Genomic DNA, 12881 nt, shown 5'->3' with positions numbered 1-12881 from the left:
TTGGCCGTGGGGCCTGCGATGGAACGGTACACCAGGCACGGGCTTCGCCGGGGCAGGTGGCCGCCACGACGGGCCTCGCGGGATGCTGGCGCCCGCGATGCGCAGGACGCCCGAAAGCATCGCGCCGGCGCTCCTTGCGGGGCGCCGGCGCGATCGTGGCTTACAGCTTGAACTCCACGCCCAGGTAGCTGGTACGTCCGAAGTACTGGATCGTACCGGTCTGCTGCGGGTTGCCGCCGAAGTAGGTCCGGGTCGGCTGGTTGGTCAGGTTGAGCATCTGGTACACCACCCGGAACTGCTTGGTGATGTCGTAGGACGCCTGCAGGTCGTACACCGTCTCGGCCGCGAAGGTCACCAGCTGGTTGGTCACCGCGATCTGCGTGTCGGACAGGAACGAGGAGCGGTAGTTGCCGGACAGGCGGGCCGAGAACGGACCGTAGTCATAGAACAGCGCCGCGCTGGCCACGCGCTTGGACAGGCCCGGCAGGCCGACGTAGGTGGTCGGACCGCCCAGGTTGGTCGGGTTGCGCACCGTGCTGGAGGTCAGCGCGAAGTTCGCCTGCACGCCCAGGCCGGACAGGATGCCGGGCAGGAAGTGGGTCTTGGAGCCGGACAGCTCCAGGCCGCGCACCAGGCCGCCCTTGGCGTTGTAGGCCGTCTGGTACTCACCGTTGAGGTACGGCTTGCCGGTGGTCGGGTCGGTCGGCACGGTGATGCCGGCCGCGGCGAAGTCGTAGTTGTTGAGGGTGATGTCCTGCACGAAGGACTTCACGTCCTTGAAGAACACGCCCGCGGTGACCGCGCCCGACGAATCGTCGAAGTAGTGCTCGTAGTCGAGGTCGTACTGCTGCGCACGCAGCGGATCCAGCAGCGGGCTGGTGCCGCCGTAGACGTTGTACTGTCCATTGCTAATCCACGAGCCCGCGCCGGCCAGCATCTTGTCGATCGGCGGACGCGAGAGCACCTTGGCCGCCGAGAAGCGCACCTGGTCGTCGTCGGAGAGGTGGTAGATCAGGTTCAGCGACGGCAGGTAATCGGTGTAGGTCTTGCCGACGTTGATCGGCGCGTAGTCGTAGCTGGTGAAGCCGTTGCCGTCGGTGATCGGGATGCCGGCGCCGTTGCCCACCTGCTGCAGGCCATCGCTGTACTGCGACTGGCGCGACACGCGGATGCCCACGTTGCCGGTCAGCTCGTGGCCGAATACGTTCTGCGCGTCGATGTCCGCCATGAAGAACAGGTCGCGGGTCTTCTCGGCAACCTCGCCGCTCTGCACGTAGGTCCAGCTGTTGGCGTTGATGTCCTTCACCGGGTTGGCGGTGATGCCGTGCGCGGCCAGGATCCCAGGGCCGTTCAGGGTGAGGAAGCACGGGAAGCCGGAGAACTTGCCCTTCCAGCAGGTGACCTTGGCGTCGCCGGCCGGAATGCTCAGCGGCGGCTGGCCCGCCACCGGGGTGGTGTTCCACTCCGAGCCGTAGACGTAGGCCTCGCGGTCGGCGTTGTAGTTGTGGTTGTTGAGGTACACGCCCGCTTCCAGCGCCGACAGCCAGGAGCTGTTGGGCAGGTCGTACTTCACGCTGGTGCGGAAGGCCTTCATCTTGTCGTGGTAGATGTACGGGTACACGCCGTAACGCGACAGGCCCATGTCGGCGAGGTTGGTGTAAAGGCTCGGATCGCCGAACTGCGCCTTGCCCACGTTGCCGCCGCGCAGCTGGAAGTTCATTGACTGCGCCATCAGCTGCGGGTTCGCCGTGCCCAGGCCGGAGTACGGATCGGCCGTGGTATCGACGTTGATCTCGTTGCTCGTCGCGCGCGACAGCGAGATGTCCGAGTCGATGTGCCAGTTGTCGTGGTTCCACTTCAGGTTGATGCCGCCAGAGAACACGCTGGTGGTGGTGGTGTAGTTGTCGGCGGTGGTCTCGTTGGAGAACTGGTTGCCGTAGGCGCTGCTCGTGCGCGGGTCGATGCCGGCGACAGGATTGCTCGACACCGTGCCGCCGATCAGCGTGCCCAGCGAACTCCACACCGGATTGGTGATCTGCGTGTTGTTGCCGTAGAAGTTCTGCGAGCGGAAGCCGTAGCCGAACGACTCGTTCTTGAACTTGGAGAAGAATCCGTCGCCGGTGACCTGCAGCTCGTCGGTGGGCTTCCACACGATGGTGGCGATCTCGCCGGTGCGGCGCTCCTCGCCGCCGTTCTGCTGCAACTGGATGCCTTCGGGCAAGTAGCCCGTCGGCGCGCCCGGCTGCGAGTTGATGGCGTACTGGGAACCGTCGGAAGCCTCGCCCACGAACTGCTCGGACACGTGGGGCTGGTACATCTGCGCCACGCCCAGGCCGATGCCCAGCGTGTTGTCGAGGAACTTGCCCTGGTAGGCCGCACTCAGGCGATAGCCCACCGCGTTGGCGCCGCTCACGTCGTGCGCCTGGCCGTCGTAGCTGCCGCGCGCGTCGATGTTGAGGTTCTGGCTCTTGGGCGCGTCCAGCGGGTTGGCCGTCTCCATGCCGATGGTGCCGCCCACGCCGCCGGTGATCAGCGAGGCCTGCGAGGACTTGTACACCGTGGCCATGTTGATCAGCTCGGACGGGTACTGGTCGAACTGGATGTAGTTGCTGCCACTGGTGGATGGCTGCTCGCGGCCATCCAGGGTGGTCTGGATGAAGTTGCCGGAGAGGCCGCGGATGTTGATCTGCGAGGCCTGGCCGGCGATGCGCTCGGCGGTCACGCCCGGCAGGCGGGTCAGCGCGTCGGCGATGGACTGGTCGGGCAGGCCGCCGATGTCGGCGGAGGTGATGACGTTCTGGATCGTGTCGGCGTAGCGCTGGTAGTCGATCGACTTTTCCATGCTCTGGTTGTAGCCGGTGACCGTGATGGTCGACAGGCTCTTGGCCAGTTGCTGGTCCTGGGTCTGCTTGGTGTCGCCGTTGGCGTTCTGGCCGTTGCCATTCTGTCCAGTGGCGCCCTGGCTGTTCTGCTGCGCATTGGCCGGCGTCGCCTGGTCGCCGGTCGCACCATTGCCCGCGGCGGCATCGCCGGGCGCCGCCTGGATGCCGGCGGTGAAACAGAGGCCGGACGCCAGCGCCAGGGCCAGCACATTACGTTTCAGGATCACGTCTTCCCCTCCCACGGGTTTGACATTCATTGGTTTTGTAGTTGCCGCGGCAGTCCCCACAGACTGCCGCGGGCTACGCGCCAGTGCATGCCGAAGATTCGGAGGGCCCCGTCGCGTGGCGGCCATGGTAGGGCTGCAAGAAATGGCGAACAGGCCCATGCATACGTATTCATACCCCGGTTTTTTTGTGCACCTTTGACAAAACTCCAACGGCTCGCCTCGTCGGCCCGCAACGCCGGCGCAGTGGCGGCGGCGACGCTTCCGCGCGTGGAAAGTTCGATGGCGCCACGGTTTTCCGTGCGCCGGCGCACATGCCGCGTGCGCTGCCCCGCGCCTCGCCATGCGCCTTGCTGCGCCGCAATATGATGGTTTTTTGAATACGTATGCAGTCGAGGCGTCCGCCCCGCGCTCTGCCTTTAAGCTGCCCCCGCGCTTCGCTCAGGCCAGGGGTTTCGCAGTGAGCGCGCATTGGGCGAACACGGGACATGCAACATGAGCGAAGCACCGTGGTGGCGCGGAGCCGTCACCTACCAGATCTATCCACGCAGCTTCATGGATACCAACGGCGATGGCGTGGGTGACCTGCCCGGCATCATCGACAAGCTCGACTATGTGGCCAGCCTTGGCGTGGACGCGATCTGGATCGCGCCGTTCTTCCGCTCGCCGATGGCCGACTTCGGCTACGACATCGCCGACTACCGCGAGGTCGATCCGCTGTTCGGCAACAACGACGACTTCGACCGCCTGCTGGCCAAGGCGCACCGCCTGGGCCTGAAGGTGATGATCGACCAAGTGCTCAGCCACACCTCGGCGGAGCACGCCTGGTTCCGCGAAAGCCGCCAGAGCCGCGACAACCCCAAGGCCGACTGGTACGTGTGGGCCGACGCCAGAGACGACGGCACGCCGCCGAACAACTGGCTGTCGCTGTTCGGCGGCTGCGCCTGGCAATGGGAGCCGCGCCGAGGCCAGTACTACCTGCACAACTTCCTGACCTCGCAGCCGGACCTCAACTACCACCACCCGGACGTGCGCCGCGCCGTGCTGGCGGAAGTGAAGTACTGGCTGGACAAAGGCGTGGACGGCCTGCGCCTGGACGCGATCAACTTCTGCTTCCACGACCGCCTGCTGCGCGACAACCCACCCAAGCCGGAGGACAAGCGCGTGGGCCGCGGCTTCAGCCCGGACAACCCGTACGCGTTCCAGTACCACTACTACAACAACACGCAGCCGGAGAACCTCGCTTTCCTGGAGGAGCTGCGCGCATTGATGGACCAGTACGACGAGGTGGCCGCGATCGGCGAGATCTCCTCGGAGGATTCGCTGGCCACCACCGCCGAGTACACCAGCGGCCACCGCCTGCACATGGGCTACAGCTTCGAGCTGCTCACCGACGACTTCAACGCAGCCTACATCCGCAGCACGGTGGAGAACCTCGAGGCGCAGATGCGCGAGGGCTGGCCGTGCTGGGCCATCTCCAACCACGACGTGGCGCGCGTGCTCAGCCGCTGGGGCAACGGCGACGCCTCGCCGCGGCTGGCCAACCTGCTCAGCGCGATGGTGTGCTCGCTGCGCGGCTCGGTATGCGTATACCAGGGCGAGGAACTGGGCCTGACCGAGGCCGAGGTGCCGTTCGAGGCGCTGCAGGATCCCTACGGCATCACCTTCTGGCCCAACTTCAAGGGCCGCGACGGCTGCCGCACGCCGATGCCGTGGAACGGCGGCATCCACGCCGGCTTCAGCGTGGGCGAGCCGTGGCTGCCGGTGCCGGCCGAGCACCGCGCACTGGCGGTGAGCGTGCAGGAAGCGGCGGCCGATTCGGCGCTGAACGGCTTCCGTGCCTTCATGGCCTGGCGCAAGGGCCAGCCGGCGCTGCGCTGGGGCAGCATCTGCTTCATCGACGCGCCCGAGCCGGTACTGGCGTTCACCCGCCAGCACGGCGAGGACACCGTGCTGGTCGCGTTCAACCTTTCCCGGGAGGCGGTGACCCTGCCGCTGCCCGCGCTGGGCGCCCTGACGCCCATCGACGGCCATGGCCTCGCCACGGGCCAGTGGGACGGCGAAGGACTGCGCCTGCCGGGCCATGGCGCCTTGTTCGCACGCGTGGGTTAAGCATGGGCATTTCCCCTCCGGCGGCGGACGCGCAGGCTGGCGCCGCCGTCGACTTTCCCCATCCGCCGCCGGCACCTATGATCGGGCCACCGATTCCCGGGAGAGCCCCATGCGCGCAGTGTTGATCATCCTTGGCCTTCTTCTGCTGGCCGCCGGCGTGTGGATCGTGTCCGGCCACGGCAGCTACCAGACCACCGACACGCTGGTGCAGGTCGGCTCGGCCAAGCTCACCGCCACGCATGACCAAGCCATTCCGACCTGGGCGGGCATCGCCGGCATCGTGGTCGGCGCCGTGCTGGCGCTGGGCGGTTTCCTCAAGAAGCACTGACGGTTCCCGCGCAACGGAGCTGAAAGTGCGCTGACGCGCGTTGACGTGGTGCCGACGCCGTGCCTGGAACGGCACGGCATACTTGCCCTTCGCCTCGCCATCTCGGCCGCCACGGGAGCCACACGATGAATGCAGTCGCCGCCGGACGATGCCCGCATTGGCTGCATCGAGGCGTCGCCTGGCTGGCGCTGGCATGGGCGGCATCGGCGCAGGCGCAGGCACCGATCCAGATCACCCCGCTGCCGGAAAGCCGGGCGGCCACGGTCACGCCACTGGGCGCGCACGACTTGAGCGCGGCGGACGTACAGCCGTGGCTCGACGAACAGATGGCCAAGGGCATGGCTTCGGGCAATCTTGCCGGCGCCGTGGCGGTGGTGGTGAAGGACGGCAACGTGCTGGTGGCCAAGGGCTATGGCTATGCCGACGTGGCGGCGAGGAAGCCGGTCGACCCGGCCACCACGATGTTCCGCGTGGCCTCGATCTCCCAGCTGTTCACCTGGACCGCGGTGATGCAGCTGGTGGAACAGCACAAGCTCGACCTCGACGCCGACGTCAATCGCTATCTCGACTTCGCCATTCCGCCGCGCGACGGCAAGCCGGTGACGCTGCGGGACCTGATGACGCATACGGCGGGCTTCGAAGATGTGCTGCGCGACCGCTACGCGACCGACCCGGCCGCGCTGATGGGCAACGAGGCGTGGCTGAAGCGCTGGGTGCCCGCGCGGATCCATCCCGCGGGCGAGGTGCCGGCCTGCTCCGCCTACGGCGCGGCACTGGCGGGCTACATCGTGCAGCGCGTCTCCGGCCTGCCGTTCGACGCCTACATGGAGCAGCGCATCTTCGCGCCGCTGGACATGCGGCATGCCAGTTTCCGACAACCCTTGCCAGCGGCCTTGCAGGCGGATGCGGCGCCGGGCTACCGCCGCGCCGATGCGCCGCCGCAGCCTTTCCAGTTGCGCACGGCGGCGCCGGCAGGCGGCTTGTCGATCAGCGGCGGGGACATGGCTCGCTTCATGATCGCGCACCTGCAATTCGGCCGCGCCGGCGAGGCGCAGCTGCTGGAACAGGCCAGCGTGAAACAGATGCAGGGCTACCAGCGCACGGCCATCCCGGGCCTGCCCGGCATGGCGCTGGGCTTCATGCGCCTGGACCGCGACGGCCAGGTGATCCTCGGCCACGGCGGCGACCTTCCCGATTTCCACAGCCTGCTGGCACTGTTTCCCGAGCCGCACGCGGGCCTGTTCATCGCCATCGACGGCAACCCGGAACCGCGCCTGCTGCGCCGGCTGGTCGATGATTTCAGCCAGCGCTACTTCCCGCCGCTGCCGCAGCTGAAGCAGCCGACGCTGGCGACCGCGAAGCAGCACGCCGGGCAACTGGCGGGCCGCTATACGTCCAGCGTCACCTCGCGCAGCAACGTGCTGGCCCTGCGCGAGCTGTTCCATCCGGTGTGGATGCGCGTGGCGCCGGACGGCACGTTGCGCGTGCCCCAGCTCGGCACCGAACCGTGGCGCGAGGTGAAGCCCTACGTCTGGGTGGACGACGCCACGGGACACCGCCTGGCGGCGCGGGTGCGCGATGGACAGGTGCTCATGTGGTCGACCGATACGCTGTCGCCCGTGCAGGTGTTCCTGCCCGCCAGGGACTGGTCGCCGGCACGCGTGGCCCTCGTGGTGATGGTGCTGCTCGCGGTCTTCGCGCTGGTCGTGCTGTCCTGGCCGGTGCTGGCGCTGCTGCGTCGTCGCGGCCTGTCCGCCGCCCTGCCGGAAGGTGACGAGCGCTGGTATCGCCTCAGCCGCGCGACGCCCCTGCTCTACCTGCTGTTCGCCGGCGGCTGGTACCTGATGCTGCCGCGGCTGGGCATGCCTCGACTGGAGACGCGGCTGCTGTTGCTGCAGCTGATCGGCGTGCTGGCCGTGCTGGGCACGCTTCCCGTGGCCATCGAGGCATGGCGCGCCTGGCGCACGCGCGGCGCCTGGTGGCGGCGTATCAGCGGCAGCCTGTTGCTGCTGGCCTGCCTGGCCGCGATCGCCTTCATCGCGACGTTCCATCTGCTGGGCCCCCATTTCGATTACTGACCCACCCTTCCCTTGTGGGAGCGCACTCTGTGCGCGACTGCGAACCGTAGCATTGCCGCGCCATAGGCTTGTCGCGCACAGGGTGCGCTCCCACAGGGAAGGTCCAGGCATGCCAGGACCGCTACAATGGCCGGATGGATGTTTCCCACCTGATCGACAAGCTCAACGACGCGCAGCGCGAGGCGGTATGCGCGCCGCCCGGCCACTATCTCGTGCTCGCCGGCGCCGGCTCCGGCAAGACGCGCGTGCTCACCCACCGCATCGGCTGGCTCACCGAGGTGATGGGCGTGCCGCCGTGGGCCATCCTCGCCGTCACCTTCACCAACAAGGCCGCGGGCGAGATGCGCGCGCGCCTGGACCAGCTGATCCCCGGCCACACGCAGGGGCTTACCGTCGGCACCTTCCACGGCATCGCGCATCGCCTGCTGCGCCGCCACTGGCGCGAGGCGGGGTTGCCGGAAGGTTTCCAGATCCTCGACGCCGACGACCAGCAGCGCATCGTCAAGCGCGTGGTCGCCGGGCTGGGACTGGACGAGGCGCGCTTCCCGCCGCGCCAGGCCACCTGGCAGATCAACCAGTGGAAGGACGAGGGCAAGCGCCCCGACAACATCGAGCACCGCGACCACCCGATGACGCGCACCCTGGTGCAGATCTACCAGGCCTACGAGGACGCCTGCCGCCGCGCCGGGCTGGTCGATTTCGCCGAGCTGCTGCTGCGCGCGCACGAGCTGTGGCTCAACAACGCGCAGGTGCTGGAGCACTACCGGGAGCGCTGGCGCTACCTGCTGATCGACGAGTTCCAGGACACCAACACGCTGCAGTACGCGTGGATCCGCGTGCTGGCGGGCCACACCGGCCAGGTGTTCGTGGTGGGCGACGACGACCAGGCCATCTACGGCTGGCGCGGCGCCAAGGTGGAAAACGTGCAGCAGTTCCTCCGCGATTTCCCCGGCGCCAGGACCATCAAGCTGGAGCAGAACTACCGCTCCACCGCCACCATCCTCAAGGCGGCCAACAGCGTGATCGCGCGCAACGGCGGCCGCCTGGGCAAGCAGCTGTGGACCGACGGCGGCGACGGCGAGCGCATCGCGCTGTATGCCGCCTACAACGAGCAGGACGAGGCGCGCTTCGTGATCGAGCGCATCCGCGAATACATCGCCGAGCACGGCTCCGCGCGCGACTGCGCCATCCTCTACCGTTCCAACGCGCAGTCGCGCAATTTCGAAGAACAGCTGATGCAGCGGGACATCCCGTTCCGCGTGTACGGCGGCCAGCGCTTCTTCGAGCGCGCGGAGATCAAGGACGCGCTGGCCTACCTGCGCCTGTCGGCCAACCGCCACGACGATGCCGCCTTCGAGCGCGCGGTGAACACGCCGCCGCGCGGCATCGGCGACCGCACGCTGGACGTGCTGCGCCGCCGCGCCCGAGCCGAGGGCAGCTCGATGTGGGAGGCCGCGCTCGGCGAACTGGGCGGCAAGGAACTGGCCGGCCGCGCGAAGAACGCGGTCAAGGCGTTCCTCGCGATGATCGAGGACATGGCACGCGCCTTCGCCCCCCTGCGGGATGAGCCGGGAAGCCTGGCGGGTACCGCTCCGGATGCCGCCTCACCCAACCCTCCCCCCGCGGAAGCGATGACCCTCGCGGAGCAGATCGAGCACGCCATCACCCATACGGGCCTGCGCGACTTCTACGAGAAGGACGGCCGCGGCAACGGCGAGGCGCGGGTGGAGAACCTGGACGAACTGGTCAACGTGGCCAGCCGTTTCGAACCCACGCCCGAGGACGTGGAGGCGGGCCTCGGCGAACTGGCCGCCTTCCTCTCGCACGCCGCGCTGGAGGCCGGCGAGGGCCAGGGCGAGGCCTGGGACGACTGCGTGCAGCTGATGACGCTGCATTCGGCCAAGGGCCTGGAATTCCCGGTGGTGTTCCTGGTGGGCATGGAGGAAGGCCTGTTCCCCAGCCAGCGCTCGGTCGAGGACGAGGGCCGGCTGGAGGAGGAGCGCCGCCTGGCCTACGTGGGCATCACCCGCGCCCGCGAGCGGCTGTTCATCACCTACGCCGAATCGCGCCGCATGCACGGCGTGGAGATGCTGGCGCGCCCCTCGCGCTTCCTCGCCGAGATCCCGCCCGAGCTGATCGACGAGGTGCGCCCGCGCGTGCAGGTCAGCCGTCCGCTCTATGGCGCGCGTCCCGGCAGCTCCGGCCCGGCCTCGCTGGAAGAGACCCTGCCGCTCAAGCTCGGCCAACGCGTCAGCCATCCCAGCTTCGGCGAGGGCGTGGTGGTCAGCGCCGAAGGCAGCGGCGCGCATATGCGCATCCAAGTGAACTTCGCCTCCAGCGGCAGCAAGTGGCTGGTCTATGCGTATGCCAACCTGACGCCGGTGTAGAGTCAGCGCTTGTGGGAGCGCACCCTGTGCGCGACTCGGATGGCGATACCAAGTCGCGCACAGGGTGCGCTCCCACATGACAGGGAGGATGTGGAGCGCCGCATCGTGGCACCATGCTCCCGGCATCCAGCGACGGTCCCGCCATGACCCCGAACCCAGACCCGGCTTCCAGCCCACGCCGCCAGCGGCTCGACGACGACCTCTGCGTGCACATCTTCACCGCCTCGGCCGCCATGGTGGGCGTCTGCCTGACGGTGATCGGCATCCTTCGCGTGGTGATCTCGCTGCGCAAGGAGGACCTGCTCGGCGACGACCTGCTGGCGGTGAACTCCCTGCTGTACCTGGCTTCCTGCCTGCTTTCCTACTGGGCGCTGCGTACCCGCAGCGTGCGCCGCAACCATCGCCTGGAACGCGTCGCGGACGCCATCTTCCTGGTCGCCCTGGTGTTCACCGCGATCAACGCCGGCTTCATCACCTGGGCCATCTCGGTCGGCTGACCCGCTCCCACAACTTATTCCGGCAGACGCGGCACGCCGTGTTCGCTGCGTTCCTCGACCGCGATGGGACGGGTGTCCAGGCGCGTGGCGCGCGTACCCTGCGGCAGCGGCTGCACCGGTTCGCCGCGGGCCAGCGCGAGGGCGTTGCGGTAGCAGCGCTGGGCCATCGCCGCGTCGTCCTGGCCGGCGTAGACGTCGCCCAGCGTCTCCCAGGCGCCGCTGCCGGGCGACAGCGCGAGCGCGCGTTCCAGGTATTGTGCGGCCTTGCCCCACAGCTGCTGGCGCGCGCACATGCGGCCCAGGGTGAGCAGCAGCGCGGCATCGTTGGGATGCGCGTCCAGCCAGGATTCGGCGCGGCGCAGGCGTGCCTCGACGTCGTCGCCGCCGAGCAGGCCGTAGGTATCGACCAGCAGCGGCGACCATTCGCGGCGCAGCGCCGATTCCACCTCGTCCATCGCCGGCAGCACCATGCCGTACGACGCGGCCTGGCGCGCATAGGCGTCGATCGCGGCGGGCACGCGTCGCTGCGTCTTGGGCAACTGGGACCACAACGCGTTGAGCGCCGCCGCATCCGGCGCGGCGCGCAGCGCGGCGGTGAGCACCTGGGCTTCCAGCGCGTTGTAGCCGCGCGCGCCCAGCGCGCCGCTCTTCTGCAAGGGTTCCAGGGCCTGGCGCGCGCGCCGCGTGTCGCCGCTGGCCAGGGCGGCCAGCGCCAGCTCGCGCCAGCCGCCGGGGGTGAGGCTGGCGGTGTCCGCGTCGGCGGCCAGCAGGTTCACCGCTTCGCCCGGACGGCCTTCGCGGCGCAGCACCCGGGCGCGCAGCACGCGCGCGGCGCGCGGCACCACCTGGCCCGCTTCATCCAACGTGGTGAGTGCGCGCGCATGCTCGCCGCGCCGCGAGGCCGCCTCGGCGGCGGCCAGCAGGGCGGGACCGCGCAGTGCATCCAGGCGCGAGGCGCGGTGCAGGTCGCGCTCGGCATCGCCATGGCGGCCCTCCGCCAGCGCCACCAGGCCCTCGCCCATCTTCTGCCGGCTGAGCCGGCGATGGCGGCGGGTGAGCGCGCCGAACGGCCAGCGCACGGCGTACCACAGCGAACCCAGCACCGCCCAGGCCAGCAGCAGCAGCACCGCAGCGGCCACTACGGTGGTCTCCGCCTGCCAGCCGCGCAGTTGCACCAGCACGTAGCCCGGATCCTGGGCGATCCAATGCCAGCCGAACGCGGCCAGCGCGGCCACGACCGCCAGCAGCAATATCCAGCGCCACAACTTCATGGCTTGGCCCCATTGCCGCCGACCGGCTTGAGCGCATGCACGGCGCGCAGGTTGCGCAGCTCGCCGAGGGCGGCGCCCAGCTGCACCGATGCGGCGGGCTGCCGGGCGAGCAGCGCGGCCAGCTGCGCACGCGCCTGCTGCACGGCCGGCGCGGCGGTATCGAACTGCGCGGCGATGCCTGCATCGGCGCGCTGGAGCGCGGCCACGAAGGCATCGCGATCGAAAGCCAGCAGGGCGGCCTGGGCCTGGGCCAGGTCGATCGCGGCCAGTTCGCGTGCAAAGCGCGCGTCGGCCACCGACAGCGGCGCGCCATTGGCGCGCTGCACCTTCACCACGTCGCCCAGCGCCGCCGCGATGCGCGACCAACCACCGGCCGCATCGCCGGAAGCGGCGGTATCCAGCGGCTTCAGCGGCAAGGACTGCATCGCGGCGCGCAGGCCGGTCAGCGCCGCCAGGGAGGCATCGAGCGCGGCGGGCTGGCTCCTGGCCAGCGCCTCGCGCTCGGCGCCGATGCTCTGGCGCAGGCCGGAGAACGCGCCATCGTCCACCGCCGACAACGCCTGGTCGGCCAGCGCATAGGCGGCGAGCGCGCCCTGCGCATCGTGGAACAGTTCGTAGCGCTCCTTGGCCATGCGCAACAGCGACTCAGTCTCGTCGAGCAGCAAGGCGTCGTGGCCCGACAGGGTCTTTTCCGACAGCTTGGCCACCGCGTCCTCGAGGTTGCGCGTGCGCTCGGCCTGGCCCAGCAGTTCCTCGCGCAGCGAGCGGTTGACCTGATCGGCATCGCCCAGGCGCTGGCGCAGCAGGTTGCGCTCGCTCTCACTGGCGCCGAAGGCGCTTTCCAGGCTGTCCACGCGCTGCTTCAACACGCGCAGCGCCTCGTCGCCGGCGGCATGGCCCTGTTCCTGCTGCCATTGGCGCCAGCCCACATAGCCGGCGCCGCCGATGGCCGCCAGCGACAGCAGCAGCGCCACCGCCAGCGTGCCGCCGCCACGGCGCGCAGGCCCCGGACGGCGGGAAGAAGCGGGAGAAGGCGCGCCCGTGGCCGCGCCGGTGTCGGTGAAGGAGTCGTCTTGGCTCATGGACGACATGCTAACAGCCC

8 protein-coding genes are annotated in these 12881 nt (G+C 69.1%); 5 read left to right on the top strand and 3 right to left on the bottom strand.

Annotated elements, in window-relative coordinates; translation table 11 throughout:
- Positions 1–160 precede the first annotated feature (160 nt).
- On the bottom strand, positions 161–3109 hold the full coding sequence (locus MJ605_RS14155; RefSeq protein ID WP_243042181.1) for a TonB-dependent receptor: 2949 nt from the start codon (positions 3107–3109) through the stop codon (positions 161–163).
- A 492-nt stretch (positions 3110–3601) separates the two neighbouring features.
- On the opposite strand from MJ605_RS14155, the gene MJ605_RS14150 reads away from it, so the two are divergent.
- The 5 genes from MJ605_RS14150 (at position 3602) to MJ605_RS14130 (ending at position 10508) form a co-directional block, all read left to right on the top strand.
- Positions 3602–5218, top strand: a complete 1617-nt coding sequence (locus tag MJ605_RS14150) for an alpha-glucosidase family protein (RefSeq protein ID WP_243042180.1) — start codon at positions 3602–3604, stop codon at positions 5216–5218.
- A 109-nt stretch (positions 5219–5327) separates the two neighbouring features.
- The gene (locus MJ605_RS14145; protein WP_243042179.1) at positions 5328–5546 is read left to right on the top strand and encodes a hypothetical protein; all 219 of its coding nucleotides are present in this window, start codon (positions 5328–5330) and stop codon (positions 5544–5546) included.
- 125 nt (positions 5547–5671) lie between these two features.
- Positions 5672–7624, top strand: a complete 1953-nt coding sequence (locus MJ605_RS14140; RefSeq protein ID WP_243042178.1) for a serine hydrolase domain-containing protein — start codon at positions 5672–5674, stop codon at positions 7622–7624.
- Between the two features lie 134 nt (positions 7625–7758).
- Positions 7759–10011, top strand: coding sequence for a DNA helicase II (locus MJ605_RS14135; protein WP_243042177.1), 2253 nt, complete (start codon positions 7759–7761; stop codon positions 10009–10011).
- A 143-nt stretch (positions 10012–10154) separates the two neighbouring features.
- Positions 10155–10508: a hypothetical protein gene (locus MJ605_RS14130; protein ID WP_243042176.1), complete on the top strand. Its 354-nt coding sequence runs from the start codon at positions 10155–10157 to the stop codon at positions 10506–10508.
- Between the two features lie 14 nt (positions 10509–10522).
- On the opposite strand, the gene MJ605_RS14125 is transcribed toward MJ605_RS14130, so the two are convergent.
- Positions 10523–11779, bottom strand: a complete 1257-nt coding sequence (locus tag MJ605_RS14125; RefSeq protein WP_243042175.1) for a heme biosynthesis protein HemY — start codon at positions 11777–11779, stop codon at positions 10523–10525.
- Positions 11776–12861 carry a uroporphyrinogen-III C-methyltransferase gene (locus tag MJ605_RS14120; protein ID WP_243042174.1) on the bottom strand — a complete coding sequence of 362 codons (1086 nt, stop codon included), beginning with the start codon at positions 12859–12861 and terminating at the stop codon, positions 11776–11778. Before MJ605_RS14120 ends, MJ605_RS14125 begins: the two co-directional genes overlap by 4 nt.
- Positions 12862–12881: the final 20 nt, after the last annotated feature.

The organism is Dyella sedimenti, assembly GCF_022760995.1.
Taxonomy (GTDB): Bacteria; Pseudomonadota; Gammaproteobacteria; order Xanthomonadales; family Rhodanobacteraceae; genus Dyella; species Dyella sedimenti.
This window is presented reverse-complemented; position numbering and strand designations above follow the sequence as displayed.

Bases quoted from the DNA above. Each gene is read 5' to 3' on its own strand.
- MJ605_RS14150 (WP_243042180.1), top strand. From the start codon at position 3,602: ATGAGCGAAGCACCGTGGTGGCGCGGAGCCGTCACCTACCAGATCTAT.
- MJ605_RS14145 (WP_243042179.1), top strand. From the start codon at position 5,328: ATGCGCGCAGTGTTGATCATCCTTGGCCTTCTTCTGCTGGCCGCCGGC.
- MJ605_RS14140 (WP_243042178.1), top strand. From the start codon at position 5,672: ATGAATGCAGTCGCCGCCGGACGATGCCCGCATTGGCTGCATCGAGGC.
- MJ605_RS14135 (WP_243042177.1), top strand. From the start codon at position 7,759: ATGGATGTTTCCCACCTGATCGACAAGCTCAACGACGCGCAGCGCGAG.
- MJ605_RS14130 (WP_243042176.1), top strand. From the start codon at position 10,155: ATGACCCCGAACCCAGACCCGGCTTCCAGCCCACGCCGCCAGCGGCTC.
- MJ605_RS14125 (WP_243042175.1), bottom strand. From the start codon at position 11,779: ATGAAGTTGTGGCGCTGGATATTGCTGCTGGCGGTCGTGGCCGCGCTG.
- MJ605_RS14120 (WP_243042174.1), bottom strand. From the start codon at position 12,861: ATGAGCCAAGACGACTCCTTCACCGACACCGGCGCGGCCACGGGCGCG.